Origin of the sequence: Rhodococcus sovatensis, from assembly GCF_037327425.1 — a bacterium.
Classification (GTDB): Bacteria; Actinomycetota; Actinomycetes; order Mycobacteriales; family Mycobacteriaceae; genus Rhodococcoides; species Rhodococcoides sovatense.
In genome coordinates this window covers 3,025,890-3,048,247 of the sequence record NZ_CP147846.1, presented here as the reverse complement: position 1 = coordinate 3,048,247, position 22,358 = coordinate 3,025,890, and the positions used below count along the sequence as shown (strand labels likewise).

General features: G+C 62.8%; 1 protein-coding gene. It reads left to right on the top strand.

Annotation, left to right across the window (positions count from 1 at the left end; all coding sequences use genetic code 11):
• The first annotated feature begins 63 nt into the window (after positions 1-63).
• On the top strand, positions 64-22,086 hold the full coding sequence (locus WDS16_RS14100) for a non-ribosomal peptide synthase/polyketide synthase (RefSeq protein WP_338885885.1): 22,023 nt from the start codon (positions 64-66) through the stop codon (positions 22,084-22,086).
• Positions 22,087-22,358: the final 272 nt, after the last annotated feature.

The following is a 22,358-nucleotide window of genomic DNA, read 5'->3' as shown; positions in this document are numbered from 1 at the left end:
GTGTCTCGTGTACGCGATGCATTTCGGCGCGTACCGCGGCGGTAAGTAGGAGGAACACCGAAGATGTCGAATGGTCGGCCGAACACTCGGAGTCAGGGCGCTGCTGGCGGCGTAGCAGTGGAAGAACTTCCGGGCGTGATCGCTTCAGTCGTCGATGCTGCGCCTGATCGCATCGCCATGACCCATGGCGAGACGGCTGTGAGCTACACGACTCTGCACGCCGAACTGACCGCACTCGAAGCGGCCATGGGAGGTGCACTCGGAACCGAGGCTCTCGTCACTGTCGTGCTGTCGAACGTCGTTCCGGGCGCTCTCGAATCCATCGGTCTCGCAGGCATCGTCGATTCGATCGTCGCCGACGCGTCAGAGGTGTTGGGAGATCTCACTCCGGCAGGTCCGCCGACTCTCGTGTCCAGGTTCGAGGAACAGGTCGCTCGTACCCCGGATTCGATCGCCATCGAGTTCGACGGTGAATCGCTGACGTATGCGGAATTCGATGCGCGTGCCAATCGACTCGCCCGACACCTCGTGTCGATGGGGATCGGCCCCGAGTCTCTCGTCGGGCTCGGTATCCGACGCTCAATCGACCTCCTAGTCGGCATGTACGCGATCGTGAAATCCGGCGCGGCCTACGTTCCTCTCGATCCTGATCACCCGGCCGACCGGCTCGCCTACGTACTCGACGTCGCACAACCCGCCGCGGTACTCGGAGTTTCCACACAGCCGCTCGATCTTCCCGTCGATGTCGAGGTGCTGTCGATCGACCTACTCGACCTGGACGATCTCGAGTCGACCCCACTCACCGACGACGACCGGGTCCGGACACTCACCGACGACGCCCTGGCCTATGTCATCTTTACTTCCGGGTCCACGGGACGCCCCAAGGGGGTGGCGGTAACCCATCGCGCGATCGTCAGCAATGTCCAGTGGCGTCAGGACGAGTACACCCTGACCCCGCACGACGTCGTGCTGCAGAAGACACCGTTCACGTTCGACGTGTCGGTGTGGGAATTCTTCTGGCCGTTGCAGATCGGTGCGCGGCTCGTCGTCGCGGCACACGACGGCCATCGTGATCCGGCGTATCTCGCCCGGGTCATGACCGAACGCAACGTGACCGTTGCCCACTTCGTCCCGTCGATGCTGGCGGTCTTCGTCGCTGAACCGACGATCAGCGAAATCCGCACTCTGCGCTACGTGTTCGCGTCCGGTGAGGCCCTTCCCGCCCAGACCACGACACGATTCCATGCCGTCAGCTCCGCCGAACTGCACAACCTGTACGGTCCGACCGAAGCTGCCGTCGACGTCACCTACTACGAGACCGCTGCAGTGGAATCCGGGTCGGTACCGATCGGCAGGGCCGTGGTCGACACGCAGCTCTACGTGCTGGACGACGGCCTGCGTCCGGTGACAACCGGCGCCGAGGGTGAGCTCTATCTCGCGGGCGTGCAGTTGGCGCGCGGGTACGTGGCCCGACCGGACCTCACCGCGGACCGCTTCGTGGCCGATCCGTTCGAGAACGGCCAGCGGATGTACCGGACCGGCGACCTCGTACGGTGGGTGCCGCGCGCGGGCGTCGAAATGCTGGAATACGTGGGACGCACCGACTTCCAGGTGAAACTCCGTGGTCTGCGCATCGAGCTCGGTGAGATCGAGACTGCGATTCTCGAACACGAGTCGGTCTCGCAGGCGGTGGCTCTCGTCCACGCGGATGCGACGCTCGGTGACGTCCTCGTTGCGTACGTGGTACCTGCGTCGGGTGCGGACGTCGAGCAGAACAGCCTCGCCGAGGTCGTGGCGGCTCGGCTACCCGAGTACATGGTTCCCGCGTTGTTCGTTTCGGTCGGGGAGTTTCCACTCGGTTCGAGCGGAAAGCTCGACCGAAAGGCACTGCCGGCGCCCGAGTTCTCGTCGCTGGCAAACGAATACCGAGAACCGTCCACCGAGACCGAACTGGCTCTGGCAGCTGTGTTCGGTGAGGTGCTCGGCTCCGAGACCATCGGCGCCGACGATGACTTCTTCGCGATCGGCGGCAACTCGCTGATCGCCACCCGGGTCATCTCTCGCATCAATGCGCGCTTCGACATCCGCACCGATGTCCGCGACTTCTTCGATGCGCCGACTATTGCCGGACTCGCAGTGCTCGTCGACAAGGCGGTCGCGCAGGGCGAGGGAGGCGCGGCGCCTCTGGTACCGCAGGAGCGGCCGGAGATCATTCCGTTGTCGCTTGCGCAGCAGCGTATGTGGTTCTTGAATCGGTTCGATACTGCGTCTGCGGTGAACAATATTCCGGTGGCGATTCGTCTGACGGGTCAGCTCGACGTGTCGGCGCTCAATCTTGCTATTCGCGATGTTCTCGTCCGTCACGAGTCCGTGCGAACGATCTATCCCGAAATCGACGGCGTCGGATCGCAATTGGTCCTCGACGCGGACGCGGTCGCCCCGACGTTGTCGGCCGAGCCGGTGTCGGAAGCCGACGTGCTCGGCCGTGTCGTCGAATTCGTTTCCGTTGGTTTCGATGTGACTGCGGAGGTGCCGTTTCGGGCTGGTTTGTTCGAGGTGGTGGGTGCGGGTTCTGGTGTTTCTGAGTTTGTTGTGGTGTTTGTTGTGCATCATATTGCGGCTGATGGTTTTTCGATGGGGCCGTTGACGCGGGATGTGATGGGTGCGTATGTGGCGCGGGTTGGTGGTGAGGAGCCGGGGTGGGCTCCTTTGGCGGTGCAGTATGCGGATTATGCGTTGTGGCAGCGTGCGGTGTTGGGTTCGGAGTCGGAGCCGGATTCGTTGTTGTCGCAGCAGGTGTCGTTTTGGCGGTCGGCGTTGGATGGGTTGCCGGATCAGTTGGATTTGCCTGCTGATCGGGTGCGTCCGGTGGTGGCGTCGAATCGTGGTGCGAATGTTGTGTTTTCGGTGGATGCGGGTGTGCATCGTGGGTTGGGTGTGGTGGCTCGTGAGTTGAATGCGTCGTTGTTCATGGTGGTGCATTCGGCGTTGGCGGTGTTGTTGTCGCGGTTGTCGGGTGTCGATGATGTGGCGGTGGGTACGCCGGTGGCGGGTCGTGGTGAGGCTGCTCTCGATGATGTGATCGGGATGTTCGTCAATACGTTGGTGTTGCGGTCGGTGTTCGGGTTGGATTGGTCGTTTGCTGATGTGGTGCGGGATGTGCGGGAGCGTGATTTGGGGGCGTTCGGGCATGCGGATGTGCCGTTCGAGCGGTTGGTGGAGGTGCTCAATCCGGCGCGGTCGCAGGGGCGTCATCCGTTGTTTCAGGTGATGTTGTCGTTCCAGAATTTGGAGCGGACGTCGTTGGAGTTGCCGGGGTTGTCGGTGTCGGCGGTGGAGTTCGATGCTGCGGTGGCGAAGTTCGATGTGCAGGTGACGGTGACGGAGTTGTTCGATGTCGATGGTGGTCCTGCGGGGTTGTCTGCGACGTTGACGTATGCGACGGATTTGTTCGACGAGTCGACGATGGTGTTGTTCGGGGAGCGGTTTGTTCGGGTGTTGGAGTCGGTGGCTTCGGATTCGTCTGTGGTGGTGGGTGATATTGGTGTGTTGGGTGAGGTGGAGCGTTCGGTGGTGGTGTCGGGGTGGAATGACACTGTGCGGGTGTTGGATTCGGGTGTGGGTTTGGGTTCGGGTGAGGTGTCGTTGGCGTCGTTGTTTGTCGATCGGGTGGGTGTGTCGTCGGATGCGGTGGCGGTGGTGTTCGAGGGTGAGCGGTTGTCGTATGGGGAGTTCGGTGGGCGGGTGTTTCGTTTGGCTCGGTGGTTGATCGGTGAGGGTGTGGGTCCTGAGGTGTTGGTGGGGTTGGGTATGCGGCGTGGGGTGGATTTGTTGGTGGGGATGTATGCGGTGGTGGTGGCGGGTGGTGCGTATGTTCCGTTGGATCCTGATGTGCCGGTGGAGCGTAATGGGTTCATTGTGTCGGTGTCCTCGCCGGTGTTGGTGTTGGTTTCTGGTGGTGTGGATGTGGGTGTGTTCGGTGAGGTTGTGGGTGTTGCTGGTGGTGGTGTGCGGGTGGTGGATGTGTCTGGGGTGGATGTGTCGGGGTTCTCGGGTGGTCCGGTGGGTGATGGTGAGCGGTTGTCGGTGTTGCGGGGGTCGAATACGGCGTATGTGATTTTCACGTCGGGGTCGACGGGTCGGCCGAAGGGTGTGGCGGTCTCGCACGAGGCCATCGTCAACCAGATCGCTTGGCTCACCGATAGATTCGAGATGGGACCTCAGGATGTGGTGTTGCAGAAGACACCCGTCACATTCGACGTGTCGCTGTGGGAGCTGTTCGGCACCCTGCTTACCGGTGGACGAATGGTGCTGGCTGCGCCCGACGGGCACCGCGATGCTCGGTACCTCGCCCAGGTGATCGCGGACGAAGCGGTCACCATGACGTCGTTCGTCCCGTCGATGCTGTCGGTGTTCGTCGCCGAAACATCAGGATTCGACACCGAGTCGTTCCGATCGTTGCGTGTCGTCCTTGCGGCAGGCGAAGCGTTGTCGATGTCGGTCGTGCGCGCCTTCGAGCGCGCCCTGCCGGGGGTGGCGTTGCACAACCTCTACGGCCCGACCGAGTTCACGGTGCATGCAACCGAGGGAATGGTGCACTCTGCACAAGAGTCGATCACCATCGGTTCGCCCGTGTGGAACACCCGAGCTCTCATCCTCGATCAGCGTCTGCACCCGGTTCCAGTCGGTGTCGCAGGTGAGCTGTATCTATCGGGCCCGCAGGTCGCGCGGGGATACGCGTCGCGTCCCGACCTGACCGCCAGCGCATTCGTCGCCGACCCGTTCGCGGATCAGGGTGCATCGACGCCGTCGCGTCTCTACCGCACAGGTGACCTCGTGCGGTGGACGAAGAACGGTGAGATCGAATATGTCGGGCGTACCGACTTCCAGGTCAAGGTGCGTGGCCTGCGTATCGAATTGGGCGAGATCGAAGCTGTTCTGACGGACGATGACTCGGTCGCGAGCGCTGTCGTTCTCGTGCGCAACGATCGCCTGGTCGGGTACCTCATCCCCGAGCCCGGTACCACTGTCGAGCTCGACGAAGTCACGGCTGCGGCTGCAGCGAAGTTGCCGGCGTACATGGTGCCGTCGACCTTGTTGGTGCTCGAGAAGTTTCCGCTCGGTGCGAGCGGAAAGCTCGATCGAAATGCTCTGCCAGACCCGGTGTTCGAGGCCACGCAGTTCAGGGCACCGACCACGCCTGTGGAAGAGATCGTCGCCGACACCTTCGCCGGAGTCCTCGGACTCGAACGAGTCGGTCTCGACGACGACTTCTTCGAACTCGGCGGCAACTCGCTGATCGCTACGCAGCTGGTGTCCCGACTGGGCACGGCACTCGAGACGCAGCTTCCGGTGAGGATTCTGTTCGATGCGCCCAAGGTGAGTGCCTTGGCTTCGCTGGTGGAAACGCAGGTCGGGCGGGGCGCTCGCCGTGCGCTCGTGGCGCAGGAGCGGCCGGAGATCATTCCGTTGTCGCTTGCGCAGCAGCGTATGTGGTTCTTGAATCGGTTCGATACTGCGTCTGCGGTGAACAATATTCCGGTGGCGATCCGTCTGACGGGTCAGCTCGACGTGTCGGCGCTCAGTCGAGCTGTCGACGACCTGCTCACCAGGCACGAGTCGCTTCGTACCGTCTATCCCGACATCGACGGTGCAGGAATGCAAGAGATCCTGCCGACCGCCGTCGTCAGTCCCGATATGTCGGCGCGCTCTATCGACGCGGCCGACCTCCCGGAGACGCTGCGTCGCTTCGTATCGTCCGGTTTCGATGTGACTGCGGAGGTGCCGTTTCGGGCTGGTTTGTTCGAGGTGGTGGGTTCGGGTTCTGGTGTTTCTGAGTTTGTTGTGGTGTTTGTTGTGCATCATATTGCGGCTGATGGTTTTTCGATGGGGCCGTTGACGCGGGATGTGATGGGTGCGTATGTGGCGCGGGTTGGTGGTGAGGAGCCGGGGTGGGCTCCTTTGCCGGTGCAGTATGCGGATTATGCGTTGTGGCAGCGTGCGGTGTTGGGTTCGGAGTCGGAGCCGGATTCGTTGTTGTCGCAGCAGGTGTCGTTTTGGCGGTCGGCGTTGGATGGGTTGCCGGATCAGTTGGATTTGCCTGCTGATCGGGTGCGTCCGGTGGTGGCGTCGAATCGTGGTGCGAATGTTGTGTTTTCGGTGGATGCGGGTGTGCATCGTGGGTTGGGTGTGGTGGCTCGTGAGTTGAATGCGTCGTTGTTCATGGTGGTGCATTCGGCGTTGGCGGTGTTGTTGTCGCGGTTGTCGGGTGTCGATGATGTGGCGGTGGGTACGCCGGTGGCGGGTCGTGGTGAGGCTGCTCTCGATGATGTGATCGGGATGTTCGTCAATACGTTGGTGTTGCGGTCGGTGTTCGGGTTGGATTGGTCGTTTGCTGATGTGGTGCGGGATGTGCGGGAGCGTGATTTGGGGGCGTTCGGGCATGCGGATGTGCCGTTCGAGCGGTTGGTGGAGGTGCTCAATCCGGCGCGGTCGCAGGGGCGTCATCCGTTGTTTCAGGTGATGTTGTCGTTCCAGAATTTGGAGCGGACGTCGTTGGAGTTGCCGGGGTTGTCGGTGTCGGCGGTGGAGTTCGATGCTGCGGTGGCGAAGTTCGATGTGCAGGTGACGGTGACGGAGTTGTTCGATGTCGATGGTGGTCCTGCGGGGTTGTCTGCGACGTTGACGTATGCGACGGATTTGTTCGACGAGTCGACGATGGTGTTGTTCGGGGAGCGGTTTGTTCGGGTGTTGGAGTCGGTGGCTTCGGATTCGTCTGTGGTGGTGGGTGATATTGGTGTGTTGGGTGAGGTGGAGCGTTCGGTGGTGGTGTCGGGGTGGAATGACACTGTGCGGGTGTTGGATTCGGGTGTGGGTTTGGGTTCGGGTGAGGTGTCGTTGGCGTCGTTGTTTGTCGATCGGGTGGGTGTGTCGTCGGATGCGGTGGCGGTGGTGTTCGAGGGTGAGCGGTTGTCGTATGGGGAGTTCGGTGGGCGGGTGTTTCGTTTGGCTCGGTGGTTGATCGGTGAGGGTGTGGGTCCTGAGGTGTTGGTGGGGTTGGGTATGCGGCGTGGGGTGGATTTGTTGGTGGGGATGTATGCGGTGGTGGTGGCGGGTGGTGCGTATGTTCCGTTGGATCCTGATGTGCCGGTGGAGCGTAATGGGTTCATTGTGTCGGTGTCCTCGCCGGTGTTGGTGTTGGTTTCTGGTGGTGTGGATGTGGGTGTGTTCGGTGAGGTTGTGGGTGTTGCTGGTGGTGGTGTGCGGGTGGTGGATGTGTCTGGGGTGGATGTGTCGGGGTTCTCGGGTGGTCCGGTGGGTGATGGTGAGCGGTTGTCGGTGTTGCGGGGGTCGAATACGGCGTATGTGATTTTCACGTCGGGGTCGACGGGTCGGCCGAAGGGTGTGGCGGTCTCGCACGAGGCCATCGTCAACCGGCTGCTGTGGATGCAGGACACGTATCGACTCGCCGAGAACGACGTAGTGCTGCAGAAGACGCCGTTCACGTTCGACGTATCCGTCTGGGAGTTCTTCTGGGCCCTGCAGGTTGGCGCATCGGTCGTCGTCGCCATACCCGACGGCCACCGCGATCCGCACTACCTGGCTCGCGTCGTGGCCGAAGAGTCCGTGACCACTGTGCACTTCGTCCCGTCGATGCTGTCGGTATTCGTCGCTGAGCTCGAAGCTCGCCAAGTTCAGTTGCCCACGGTGCGACAGGTGTTCGCGTCGGGCGAGGCACTACCGGCGGCCACTGCTCAGCGCCTGTTCGGAGCTCTGCCGAACGTCCGGCTGCACAATCTGTACGGACCGACCGAAGCTGCCGTCGACGTGACGTTCCACGAGGTGCTGGAGGGGGAGACGGTCGTTCCCATCGGCGCCCCGGTGTGGAACACCCGAGTGTTCGTCCTGGATCGTCGTCTCGCTCCTGTCCCGGTCGGTGTCGAGGGTGAGCTGTATTTGGCGGGTGTTCAACTTGCCCGCGGCTATGTCGGTCGTCCGGATCTGACGGCCGACAGGTTCGTCGCCCACCCCGTGCCGGAAGCGCGTTCCCGCGGTGAGCGGCTGTACCGAACGGGCGACGTCGTCCGTTGGACCGCGAGCGGCGAGCTCGACTACGTGGGCCGCAGCGACTTCCAGGTCAAACTCCGTGGTCTGCGTATCGAACTCGGCGAGATCGAAACGATCCTGCTCGAGCAGGATTCGATCGCCCAGGCAGCGGTGCAGGTTCGCGACGAGCAACTCGTTGCATACGTCGTGGTGAACACCGAGGACTTCGACAGAGCGGCAGTTCGCTCTGCACTCGGCACGAAGCTCGCCGAGTACATGGTGCCGTCCGTCTTCGTCGTGCTCGAGGAGTTCCCTCTCGGCTCGAGCGGCAAGCTAGATCGCAAGGCGCTGCCTGCACCCGTGCTGGCGGCGAAGGAATTCCGAGCACCTACTACACCGGTCGAAGAGATCGTCGCCGACACCTTCGCCGGGGTCCTGGCACTCGAACAAGTCGGTCTCGACGACGACTTCTTCGAACTCGGCGGCAACTCGCTGATCGCTACGCAGCTGGTCTCGCGGTTGGGGCAGGTCCTGAACACGAAGATCGGCGTGCGCGAACTGTTCGAGGCATCCACGGTCGCAGAACTTGCGGTGCGGATCGCGAGCCAGGTCGGTAGCGGCGGGCAGCGAGAACTTGTCGCCGTCGATCGGCCCGCACGCATTCCGTTGTCGTTGGCGCAGCAGCGGTACTGGTTCCTCAACCAGTACGACACGACCTCCGCCGTGGACAACATTCCGTTCGCTGTGCGACTGAGTGGGCAACTCGACGTCTCCGCACTGGAAGCAGCGGTGGCCGACCTCATCGCACGCCACGAGTCTCTTCGAACGATCTACCCCGACTCGATGGACGGTCCGCATCAGGAGATTCTGCGCGTCGACGATGCCGATGCCGTCCTGGCGGTCGACGACGTCGAGGAGGCGGACATTCGTCGGCGCGTCATCGATTTGATGATGACCGCGTTCGATGTCACGACCCAGATTCCACGAGCCGCGCAACTGTTCCGGCTGGCCGACGACGAGTACGTGCTCGCGTTCGTCATCCACCACGTCTCGGCGGACGGCGCGTCCATGGCACCGCTCGTGCGTGATGTGATGGTGGCCTACGCGGCGCGTTCGGCTGGTGAGGCGCCTGGTTGGGCTCCGCTCGAGGTGCAGTACGCGGATTACGCGTTGTGGCAGCGTGAGGTTCTCGGTAGTGAGGACGATCCGGATTCGATTGCTTCGCAGCAGGTTGCGTATTGGAAGAGTGCGCTGGCCGGTCTACCGGACCAGCTCGACCTGCCCTCGGATCGACCTCGGCCGGCGCATCAGAGCTTCCGAGGCGACTCGGTTCGCTTCACGATAGACGCGAATCTGCACAGTGCTCTTCTCGATCTGTCACGTAAGCACCACGCGACGTTGTTCATGACGATGCATGCCGCGTTCGCGGTCTTCCTGTCCCGCATGTCCGGAGTCGACGACATCGCAGTCGGAACCCCTGTTGCCGGTCGCGGAGACAAGGCGCTCGACGACATGATCGGGATGTTCGTCAATACGTTGGTCTTCCGTACGCGGGTGGATTCGTCGATGACATTCGAGGAGTTGCTTGCGCAGGCACGGGAAGCGGATCTGCAGGCGTTCGCTCATGCGGATGTGCCGTTCGAGCGGTTGGTGGAGGTGCTCAATCCGGTCCGATCGACGGCACGGAACCCGTTGTTCCAGGTGGGGCTGTCGTTCCAGAACATGACACGGGCCAGCCTCGAGCTGCCCGGTCTGACGATCGCTCCCGTCGATGTCAACTCACCGCTCGCGAAGACCGATCTTCAGCTGACGATCTTCGACGGTACGACAGCGGATGGTCGACCGGCAGAGATCCATGCGGAGTTCACGTTCGCGACGGATTTGTTCGATGTGGTGACGGTGGATGGTTTTGTGGAGCGGTTTGTTCGGGTGTTGGAGTCGGTGGCTTCGGATTCGTCTGTGGTGGTGGGTGATATTGGTGTGTTGGGTGAGGTGGAGCGTTCGGTGGTGGTGTCGGGGTGGAATGACACTGTGCGGGTGTTGGATTCGGGTGTGGGTTCGGGTGAGGTGTCGTTGGCGTCGTTGTTTGTCGATCGGGTGGGTGTGTCGTTGGATGCGGTGGCGGTGGTGTTCGAGGGTGAGAGGTTGTCGTATGGGGAGTTCGGTGGGCGGGTGTTTCGTTTGGCTCGGTGGTTGATCGGTGAGGGTGTGGGTCCTGAGGTGTTGGTGGGGTTGGGTATGCGGCGTGGGGTGGATTTGTTGGTGGGGATGTATGCGGTGGTGGTGGCGGGTGGTGCGTATGTTCCGTTGGATCCTGATGTGCCGGTGGAGCGTAATGGGTTCATTGTGTCGGTGTCCTCGCCGGTGTTGGTGTTGGTTTCTGGTGGTGTGGATGTGGGTGTGTTCGGTGAGGTTGTGGGTGTTGCTGGTGGTGGTGTTCGGGTGGTGGATGTGTCTGGGGTGGATGTGTCGGGGTTCTCGGGTGGTCCGGTGGGTGATGGTGAGCGGTTGTCGGTGTTGCGGGGGTCGAATACGGCGTATGTGATTTTCACGTCGGGGTCGACGGGTCGGCCGAAGGGTGTGGCGGTCTCGCATGAGGCTGTGGTGAATCAGTTGGTGTGGAAGCGTGCGGAGTTCGGTTTGGGTGTGGGGGATGTGGTGTTGCTCAAGACTGCGGCGACGTTCGATTTGTCGGTGTGGGAGTTTTGGTCGCCGTTGGTGTCGGGTGCGTCGGTGGTGGTGGCGTCGGTGGACGGTCATCGGGATGCGGCGTATTTGCATGAGTTGATGGTGGCGGAGTCGGTGACGACGTTGCATGTGGTTCCGTCGTTGTTGTCGGCGTTGTTGGCGGTGTCGGGTGGGGTGTTGTCGGGGTCGTTGGTGCGGGTGTTGGCGATCGGTGAGGCGTTGCCGGGTGCGACGGCGCAGTGGTTCCGTCGGGGTAATGCGGGTGCGTTGTTCAATTTGTATGGTCCGACCGAGGCTGCGGTGTCGGTGACGGTGCATGAGGTGGGTGCGGGTGATGTGTCGGGTGTGCCTATTGGTGTGCCGGAGTGGAATACGGGTGTGTTGGTGCTCGATGAGCGGTTGCATCCGGTGCCGGTGGGTGTGTCGGGTGAGTTGTATTTGGCGGGTGTGCAGTTGGCGCGTGGGTATGTGGGTCGGGTGGATTTGACGGCGGAGAGGTTTGTGGCGAATCCGTTTGTGGGTGTTGCGGGTGTGGGTGTGGGTTCGCGGTTGTATCGGACGGGTGATGTTGTGCGGTGGAGTGGTTCTGGTGAGTTGGAGTATGTGGGGCGTAGTGATTTTCAGGTGAAGGTGCGTGGGTTCCGGATCGAGTTGGGGGAGATCGAGTCGGCGTTGCGTGGTGTGGCTGGGGTGGGTGATGTTGCGGTGGTTGCTCGGGTGGATGAGTTTGCGGGGGATCAGTTGGTGGCGTATGTGGTGGGTGTGGAGGGTGTGGATGGGTCGAGTGTTGCGTTGGATGTGGGTGCGGTGAAGGCGGAGTTGGGTGGTCTTGTGCCGTCGTACATGGTGCCGTCGGCGTTCGTTGTGTTGGATGCGTTGCCGTTGAACGCGAATGGGAAGTTGGATCGTGCGGCGTTGCCGGATCCGGTGTTCGAGGCTGTGGTGTTTCGGGCTCCGTCGACTCCGGTGGAGGAGGCGGTGGCGCGGGTGTTTTCCGAGGTGTTGGGTGTGGATCGGGTGGGTGTGGATGATGATTTCTTTGCGTTGGGTGGTAATTCGTTGATTGCGACGCAGGTGGTGTCGCGGTTGGGTGTGGCGTTGGATGCGGTGGTGCCGGTGCGGTTGGTGTTCGAGGCGCCGTCGGTGGGTGCGTTGGCGGTTCGGGTGGAGCAGTCGGTGGGGTCGGGTGTGCGGGTTCCGTTGGTGGCGCGGCAGCGTCCGGAGATGGTTCCGTTGTCGTTGGCGCAGCAGCGGATGTGGTTCCTCAACCGCTTCGATTCAGGTTCTGCCGCCTACAACGTGCCGGTGGCGATTCGGTTGACGGGTGCACTGGACGTGGCGGCGGTGCAGGCTGCCGTGTCGGACGTGATTTCTCGGCACGAGTCTCTCCGCACGATGTACCCCGAGACCGAGAACGGTCCGATACAGCTCGTCGTCCCGGTGGAGCGCGTCGTACCCGACATCCAGATCATCGACGTCGAGGTTGCGGATGTCGAAGATCGTGTCCGTGAGCTGGCGTCGACGACGTTCGATGTCACGACGGAGATTCCTCTGCGCGTGCGCCTGTTCACCTTGTCTGCGACCGAGCACGTCTTGGCTCTCGTGGTCCACCATATTTCCGCAGACGGATCGTCCATGGGTCCGCTGACCCGCGATGTCATGATCGCGTACGCGGCGCGTTCGGCTGGTGAGGCGCCTGGTTGGGCTCCGCTCGAGGTGCAGTATGCCGATTATGCGTTGTGGCAGCGTGAGGTTCTCGGTAGTGAGGACGATCCGGATTCGATTGCGTCGCAGCAGGTTGCGTACTGGAAGGGTGCGCTGGCCGGTCTGCCGGACCAGCTCGACCTGCCGACAGATCGTCCGCGCCCGGCCGTGCAGTCCTACGCCGGTGGTAGAGCCGACTTCGTCGTCGATGCCGAGCTGCACGCACAGTTAGTCCAGCTCGCACGCCGGACGAACAGCACGTTGTTCATGGTCATGCACACGGCGATGGCGGTGTTCCTGTCCCGCATGTCCGGTACCGACGACATCGCCATCGGCACCCCGTTCGCCGGCCGTAGCGACAGGGCACTCGACGACATCATCGGGATGTTCGTCAATACGTTGGTCTTCCGTACGCGGGTGGATTCGTCGATGACGTTCGAGGAGTTGCTGGCGCAGACGCGAGCCAGTGATCTGCAGGCGTTCGCTCATGCGGATGTGCCGTTCGAGCGGTTGGTGGAGGTGCTCAATCCGGCGCGTTCGACAGCACGGCACCCGTTGTTCCAGGTGGGGCTGTCGTTCCAGAATCTCGCGCAGAGTTCGCTCGAGTTGTCGGGGTTGTCGGTCAGCGGTCTGGATGCGGATACCGGGATCTCGCAATTCGATCTGCACCTGATCGTGACGGATCGCTACGACGACGCTGGGCGTCCGCTGGGTGTGGGCGGATATGTGTCGTTCGCGACGGATTTGTTCGATGTGGTGACGGTGGATGGTTTTGTGGAGCGGTTTGTTCGGGTGTTGGAGTCGGTGGCTTTGGATTCGTCTGTGGTGGTGGGTGATATCGGTGTGTTGGGTGAGGTGGAGCGTTCGGTGGTGGTGTCGGGGTGGAATGACACTGTGCGGGTGTTGGATTCGGGTGTGGGTGGGGTGTCGTTGGCGTCGTTGTTTGTTGATCGGGTGGGTGTGTCGTCGGATGCGGTGGCGGTGGTGTTCGAGGGTGAGCGGTTGTCGTATGGGGAGTTCGGTGGGCGGGTGTTTCGGCTTGCTCGGTGGTTGATCGGTGAGGGTGTGGGTCCTGAGGTGTTGGTGGGGTTGGGTATGCGGCGTGGGGTGGATTTGTTGGTGGGGATGTATGCGGTGGTGGTGGCGGGTGGTGCGTATGTTCCGTTGGATCCTGATGTGCCGGTGGAGCGTAATGGGTTCATTGTGTCGGTGTCCTCGCCGGTGTTGGTGTTGGTTTCTGGTGGTGTGGATGTGGGTGTGTTCGGTGAGGTTGTGGGTGTTGCTGGTGGTGGTGTTCGGGTGGTGGATGTGTCTGGGGTGGATGTGTCGGGGTTCTCGGGTGGTCCGGTGGGTGATGGTGAGCGGTTGTCGGTGTTGCGGGGGTCGAATACGGCGTATGTGATTTTCACGTCGGGGTCGACGGGTCGGCCGAAGGGTGTGGCGGTCTCGCATGAGGCTGTGGTGAATCAGTTGGTGTGGAAGCGTGCGGAGTTCGGTTTGGGTGTGGGGGATGTGGTGTTGCTCAAGACTGCGGCGACGTTCGATTTGTCGGTGTGGGAGTTTTGGTCGCCGTTGGTGTCGGGTGCGTCGGTGGTGGTGGCGTCGGTGGACGGTCATCGGGATGCGGCGTATTTGCATGAGTTGATGGTGGCGGAGTCGGTGACGACGTTGCATGTGGTTCCGTCGTTGTTGTCGGCGTTGTTGGCGGTGTCGGGTGGGGTGTTGTCGGGGTCGTTGGTGCGGGTGTTGGCGATCGGTGAGGCGTTGCCGGGTGCGACGGCGCAGTGGTTCCGTCGGGGTAATGCGGGTGCGTTGTTCAATTTGTATGGTCCGACCGAGGCTGCGGTGTCGGTGACGGTGCATGAGGTGGGTGCGGGTGATGTGTCGGGTGTGCCTATTGGTGTGCCGGAGTGGAATACGGGTGTGTTGGTGCTCGATGAGCGGTTGCATCCGGTGCCGGTGGGTGTGTCGGGTGAGTTGTATTTGGCGGGTGTGCAGTTGGCGCGTGGGTATGTGGGTCGGGTGGATTTGACGGCGGAGAGGTTTGTGGCGAATCCGTTTGTGGGTGTTGCGGGTGTGGGTGTGGGTTCGCGGTTGTATCGGACGGGTGATGTTGTGCGGTGGAGTGGTTCTGGTGAGTTGGAGTATGTGGGGCGTAGTGATTTTCAGGTGAAGGTGCGTGGGTTCCGGATCGAGTTGGGGGAGATCGAGTCGGCGTTGCGTGGTGTGGCTGGGGTGGGTGATGTTGCGGTGGTTGCTCGGGTGGATGAGTTTGCGGGGGATCAGTTGGTGGCGTATGTGGTGGGTGTGGAGGGTGTGGATGGGTCGAGGGTTGCGTTGGATGTGGGTGCGGTGAAGGCGGAGTTGGGTGGTCTTGTGCCGTCGTACATGGTGCCGTCGGCGTTCGTGGTGTTGGATGCGTTGCCGTTGAACGCGAATGGGAAGTTGGATCGTGCGGCGTTGCCGGATCCGGTGTTCGAGGCTGTGGTGTTTCGGGCTCCGTCGACTCCGGTGGAGGAGGCGGTGGCGCGGGTGTTTTCCGAGGTGTTGGGTGTGGATCGGGTGGGTGTGGATGATGATTTCTTTGCGTTGGGTGGTAATTCGTTGATTGCGACGCAGGTGGTGTCGCGGTTGGGTGTGGCGTTGGATGCGGTGGTGCCGGTGCGGTTGGTGTTCGAGGCGCCGTCGGTGGGTGCGTTGGCGGTTCGGGTGGAGCAGTCGGTGGGGTCGGGTGTGCGGGTTCCGTTGGTGGCGCGGCAGCGTCCGGCGATGGTTCCGTTGTCGTTGGCGCAGCAGCGGATGTGGTTCCTCAACCGCTTCGACACGGAGTCCGCGGTCAACAACATCCCCGTGGCGGTCCGGCTGTCGGGATCGTTGGATATCGAGGCTCTCAATGCTGCCGTACGGGACGTGCTGGCGCGCCACGAGTCGCTGCGCACGGTCTATCCGGAGACGGATGGTATTGCCGCACAGGTAATTCTGCCGGTTTCGGCTGCGGCGCCGACCTTGGCGCCCAAGCCGGTCGATCCGGTCGACGTCGCTGCAAAGGTGGAAGCGGTCATTTCGGCTGGATTCGACGTGACCACCGAGTTGCCGATGCGAGGCGAACTGCTTCAGGTCGCTGAGGACGAGTACGTTCTCGTCTTGGTCGCGCACCACATCTCGGCCGATGGATGGTCGATGGGTCCGCTGACCCGCGATGTCATGATCGCGTACGCGGCGCGTGCGGCTGGTGAGGCGCCTGGTTGGGCTCCGCTCGAGGTGCAGTATGCGGACTATGCGCTGTGGCAGCGAGAGGTTCTCGGTAGTGAGGACGATCCGGATTCGATCGCGTCGCAGCAGGTTGCGTACTGGAAGAGTGCGCTGGCCGGTCTGCCGGACGAACTCAATCTCCCCACCGACCGTAGTAGGCCGTCGGTGCGCGACTACGTGGGCGGAAAAGTCCCATTCCGCATAGACGCGGACACCCACCGGGCTCTGGTGGACGTAGCACGGACAACGTCGAGCACGCTGTTCATGGTCGTACACACAGCGATGGCAGTGTTCCTCGCCCGGATGTCCGGGACCGATGACATCGCCATCGGCGCGCCCATCGCGGGTCGAGGGCAGTCCGAACTCGACGACATGGTCGGCATGTTCGTCAACACTCTGGTGTTGCGGACTCACGTCGAGCCCGACCGGTCCTTCACCGAGATTCTCGCGCGAGCGAAAGAGGCAGATCTGCAGGCCTTCGCTCATGCCGACATCCCGTTCGAGCGGCTCGTGGAGGTACTCAACCCCGAACGGTCGACCGCGCGTCATCCGCTGTTCCAGGTTGCGTTGTCGTTCGAGAACCTTCCGTCGACCGATCTGCAACTGCCGGATCTTCATGTCAGCGGTGTTCCGTTCGAGGCTCACATCGCAAAATTCGACCTCTCACTCACGCTGCGCGAGCACGTGCTCGGTGACGGAGGTCTCGACGGTATATCAGCCGAGTTCTCCTATGCCGCAGATATGTTCGACGAATCGACGATCGCTGATTTCGCGGTACGGTTCGTCCGCTTGCTCGACGACGCGATCGCGAACCCATCTCGACCGGTCGGCGATCTCGCTCTCCTCGATGCCGGCGAGGCCGATGCTCTGACTCATGTGTTCGGTGGTGACGCCGGTTCGGCCACCACACTGCATGAGATCCTGACAGCGGGTGTCGCCCTCGCCCCTGACGCCGTCGCAGTTCGGATAGCGGGCAGATCGGTGACCTACCGCGAACTCGACGAGTCGTCCTCGCAGCTGGCGCGGACGCTCATCGAACGAGGCGTCGGGCCGGACACTGTTGTCGCTCTGGCGTTCCCTCGCTCGTACGAGATGCTCGTATGCGTCTGGGCGGTGGCCAAGGCCGGCGGTGCGCACATGCCCGTCGACCCGAACTACCCGACGGATCGAATCGAACACATGCTGTCCGATTCGGCTGCCGTCGTAGCGATCACGGCGTCGATGTACGTCGATGCGTTGCCGGGCAAGTCCTGGATGCTGCTCGACGACGACGCGCTTCGCCTAGAAGTCGACGCACGGTCCGTCGAACCGATCGCAGACGGAGAACGTCGGTCGACGCTGACGACCGATCACCCGGCGTACGTCATCTACACCTCGGGCTCGACGGGACTGCCGAAGGGCGTCGTCGTCACCCACGCGAGCCTGCGCGGCGTGCTCGATTCCGCGGTCGAGTTGTACGGGGTGACCTCGGAGAGTCGCTTCCTGCACATCTGCTCGCCGAGTTTCGATCCATCGGTTCTCGAATGGATGGTCGCGTTCTCCACCGGTGCTCGACTGGTGATCGTTCCCTCCGACGTCATCGGTGGGCCGGACCTGGCTGAAATCCTGATCTCCGAGAAGGTCACGCACTCGATCATCACTCCGGCGGTGCTGGGAACGATGGATGCAGACGGCATGGACGATCTCGAGGTCCTCTCCGTCGGCGGAGATGTGACGACGCCTGAGCTCCTTGCACGGTGGGCGCAAGGCCGACGCTACTTCAACGGCTACGGCCCGACGGAGACGACGATCATCTCGTCCTACGCCGAACTCGAGCCGGGGCGACCGATCACCATCGGTTCACCGGTCCGGGGCACGGCAGCGCTCGTTCTGGACGGACGACTACGACCTGTCCCCGTCGGCGTCGCGGGTGAGCTGTATCTCGCGGGCGAGGGACTCGCTCGCGGTTACCACGAACGCGGCGGACTGACCGCTTCCCGGTTCGTCGCTGATCCCTACGCGGGGACAGGTGCGCGGATGTACCGCACCGGGGACCTCGTTCGGTGGACCATGCGCACAGGTGCCCGTGAGCTCGAATTCGTCGGTCGATCGGACTTCCAGGTCAAGATCCGTGGATTCCGTGTCGAGCTCGGTGAGGTCGACGCGGCGCTGACCGCTCACGACACGGTTGCGTTCGCGGCGACCCTCGGTAAGGATCTGCCCTCGGGTGCAACGGTTCTCGTGTCGTACGTCATGCCGTCGGTCGGTGCAACGGTGGATCAGGCCGTGCTGACGGAGTTCGTCGGGCAGACATTGCCTTCGCACATGGTGCCTGCGTCGATCGTCGTCCTCGACGAGATCCCGTTGACTCCGGTCGGCAAGCTGGACCGACGCGCGCTCCCGGAACCGGTGTTCCAGGAGCAGGTGTATCGCGCAGCGGAGACCGACCTCGAAGAGATCATCGCCGAGGTGTTCGCCGATGTTCTGCGCGTACCGCGGGTAGGTGTGGACGAGTCCTTCTTCGCTCTCGGCGGCGACAGCATCGTGTCCATCCAGCTCGTCTCGCGAGCCAAGGCCCGGGGTGTGTCCTTCACTCCGCGCGACGTGTTCGAGCGACGATCGGTTGCCGGGCTCGCCGAAGTCGCTGTGCGGGTGAGTGATGCGGACCGCCCCGCGGTACTGACCGAATTGCCGGGCGGCGGCGTCGGCTCGATGCCTCTGACGCCGATCATGCGCAAGGTGACGGCAGCGGGCGGGGGCCTCGACAGGTTCTCGCAGTCGGTCTCGGTGTCTCTGCCAGTCGGAATCGACGAAGATGTGCTGACTGCGACCCTGTCGGCAGTGATCGACCACCACGACATGTTCCGGGCGGTGTACGCGGGCGGCGAACTGAGCGTCCGGGCTCAGGGCACTGTCGACGTGGGCGCTGCACTCGAACGGGTTCGCGTCGATGCGTCGATCTCCGGGGCCGACCTGGAGGCCCTCGCCTCCGACCGACTGAACGCCGCGATGGGGCGCCTCGACCCTGCTACGGGAGTAATGGTCCAGTTCGTCTGGTTCGACTTCGATTCCGAAACCGAGGTCGAAGGGGAGGGTCGACGCGGGGTCCTGCTCATCGTTGCCCACCACTTCGTCGTCGACGGCGTCACGTGGCGCATCCTGCTCCCCGACCTTGCGGTCGCGTGGTCGCAGCTCGCTGCAGGACAGGCGGTTTCGCTGCCGGCCGTCGGCACTTCGATGCGTCGGTGGGCGCACGGATTGGTCCAGGCCGCTGCGTCGCCTGCGCGCCGCGAGGAGTTGCCGATGTGGACATCGTTGGCCGACATCGACGACCCACTTCTCGGTCGCCGACCCTTCGATCCGGCTGTCGATGTGTCCCGCACCGTCGAACGCGTCGAGGTCGACATCTCCGCGGATGTCACCGACGCTTTGCTGACCACTGTCCCGCGTCTGTTCCGGGGAGGTGTCAACGACGGCTTGCTGGCAACCCTGGCGTTGGCGCTCGTTCGATGGCGCGAGAACCGCGGGATTCACACTACGAGTTCGCTGTTCGCTCTCGAAGGGCACGGACGCGAGGAAGCGGTGGTTCCCGGGGCTGATCTGTCGCGGACGATCGGTTGGTTCACCAGCGCCTACCCGCTGGCGCTTCGTCTGGACGCCCTGGATATCGGCGAGGCGTTCTCCGGCGGGCCCGCTATCGGTTCTGCGGTCAAGGCCGTCAAGGAGCAGATCCTTCAGGTGCCTGATCGCGGAATGGGCTACGGCATCCTGCGGTATCTCGATGAGGAGACGGCCGCAGCGCTGGTATCCGTCCCGGAGGGGCAGGTCAGCTTCAACTATCTGGGTCGAATCTCGGCCACCGAGATCCCGGCCGAGCTCGCGGATATCGGATGGGCACCCACCGGCACGCTGGGTTCGCTCACTGCGTCGATGGACGACGACATGCCTGCGAACTCGACGATCGACATCAATGCCATCGTCACTGACAGTCCGGACGGTCCGAAGTTGGGCGCCACGTTCGCGTTCCCGACCGGACTTCTCGACCGGGCCGACGTCAGCGAGTTGGCCGATCTGTGGACCGACGCGATGCGTGCTCTGGCCGGACATAGTAGGACCGCCGAAGCCGGTGGATTGACGCCGTCGGATCTGCCGCTGATCGAGTCGACTCAGGCCGAGATCGATACGTGGGAGTCGAAATACCCGACTGTCGAAGATGTCTGGCCGTTGACACCGTTGCAGTCGGGCTTGTTGTTCCACGCGATGATGACCGAGTCGACGGTCGACGTCTACACGATGCAGGCGGTGCTCGACCTTTCCGGAGTCGTCGACACCGAGAGACTGCGCGCATCCGGGCAGGCGTTGCTCGACCGCCACGCCAACCTCCGAGCTGCGTTCGTGTCCGACAGTGACGGACGGCCGGCTCAGGTGGTTCTCGGCGAGTTGACACTGCCGTTCCGCGAGATCGATCTGACGCACCTGGACGAGGCCGAACGCCGTGCCGAGGCCAAGCGGATACTCGTTGCTGCACAAGCGGAGCGCTTCGACATGTCGGCGCCGCCGCTCATCAGGTTCACGCTCATCAAGGTGGCTGCAGATGCCTGGCACCTCGGGATCACCAGTCACCACATCCTGCTCGACGGATGGTCGATGCCATTGCTCATGCAGGATCTGTTGGTGTTGTACGCCGTGCGTGCGGATTCGTCCGTGCTTCCGCGGGTGCGTCCGTTCCGCAACTTCCTGTCGTGGCTCGACAGCCGGGACCGGGGTGACTCGCTCGATCGATGGGCGGACGCTCTGCACGGAGTAGCCGAACCGACATTGCTCACCGAGAGTGTGCGGCGTTCCGATGGGGCACCGGTCATCGACAAGGTCGAGGTGTCGCTCTCGGAAGAGCGGACCGCTGCGCTGAGTGCGATGGCTTCGGATCTGGGCGTCACCGTCAACACTGTGGTGCAGGCAGCGTGGGGAATTCTCCTCGGTCGCCTCACCGGGCGTTCCGATGTCGTGTTCGGTGCCACCGTATCGGGGCGTCCGGCCGACCTTGCCGGCGTGGAATCGATGGTCGGTCTCTTCATCAACACGTTGCCGGTCCGGGTCGACATCGGTGATCGACGTTCGAGGGCCGAGACCCTCGTTCGACTGCAAGGTCAACAGGCGGACCTGCTCGATCATCATTACGTGGGCCTCACCGAGATCCAGCAGCGAATCGGTCTCGACAGGTTGTTCGACACCCTGCTCGTGTTCGAGTCGTATCCCATCGACCGTGATGCGATCGCAGCGGCGAGTTCGGTGGACGGGCTGCAGATCACCGGTGTCGGTGTCAACGACGCCACGCACTACCCGTTGACCGTGCTGACCGTGGTCGAGGCACAGCTCGAACTGACGTTCAAGTACCTGGACACGTTCCTCGACGGGCGGTACGTGAGCGAACTGAGTCGATGGTTCCTGTCGATTCTCGACGCGTTGATCGACGAGCCGAACGGGCAGGTCGGGACGATCGACATTCTCGATGCGGGTGAGCGGGAGCGCATTGTTACGGCCTCCACGGAACCCGAGTCGGGCACGCTCGCCGCCGGAGGATCCTTCGGATCGGACCTGCAGATACTCCCGAAGGTATTGGCGGAGGTCGTCGAGGACGATCCCGAGGCCCCAGCGCTCGTGTCGGGCGAGAACGAGATCAGCTATCGAGCACTCGACGTCGCCTCGTCGAAACTCGCTCGTTCGCTGATCGAACGGGGCGTCGGACCGGGAACGTCGGTAGTGGTGCACCTGACGCGTTCGACGACGGCGATCGAGGCGTTGTGGGCAGTGGCCAAGACGGGTGCGGCAGTGATTCCGTCGCAACCCGGTTCGAATCGCGCGGTCGGTCACGCGCAGTTCGGTGTGACCGTCGGCGCTCACCTGGCAACGGCAGCGGACGGACCGACCTGGGTCGTCGTGGACAGCGTCGACTTCGAGCTCGAAACGGCCGACCGTCCAGGGCATCCGGTGTCGTACACCGACAGGCTCCAACCGCTGTCCGGAGACCACACAGCGATCACGCTGTCCTCGGGTTCGCTCACGCAATCGGAGTTGATGCACCGCCTCGGTGAGTACGCCGAACGGTTCGAACTGGCCTATGACTCACGCAGCTTCCTCTACGGCTCGTTCGACTCGGATGCGTCGATGCTCGAGGCGCTTGCGGTGACATCGCGTGGAGGCGCGCTGATCATGGGCGAACCGGATGTCGGCGCCGACTCGGTGGTCGACCTTCTGTTCGACTCGTGGGCGACGCACGCGTTCGTGCCGATCGAAGTACTCGAGGTATCAGGTCCGGACGACCTGGACGATCTCGTAGTGGTCGTCGTCACAGACGGCCCAGCCACGGGTGACGCAGTCGACACGTGGGCAGACGGGCGCACTGTGACCAACCTGTGAGTGCCTGTTCGTCCTCGGGACTTCCGTAACGATTTCGCCCGAAACCGGGATAGATCCCTGAGGCGAAGAAGCAGATCTCGAGTCTGCTCTTTCGTCCGCGTGGGGAGAACTGAGGACGGCTCGGTAAACTTGGCTGTTCTCGTTCCCTGCCCGGAACGGGCGCCCGAACGTCGCTCGTGGGATCCGATCGTGTGTCCTCGACGGCGGTTACGGGGAACGCGTGGACCGAGACCAACGAATTGTCGACAACGAAGGTGATCCGCATACATGAC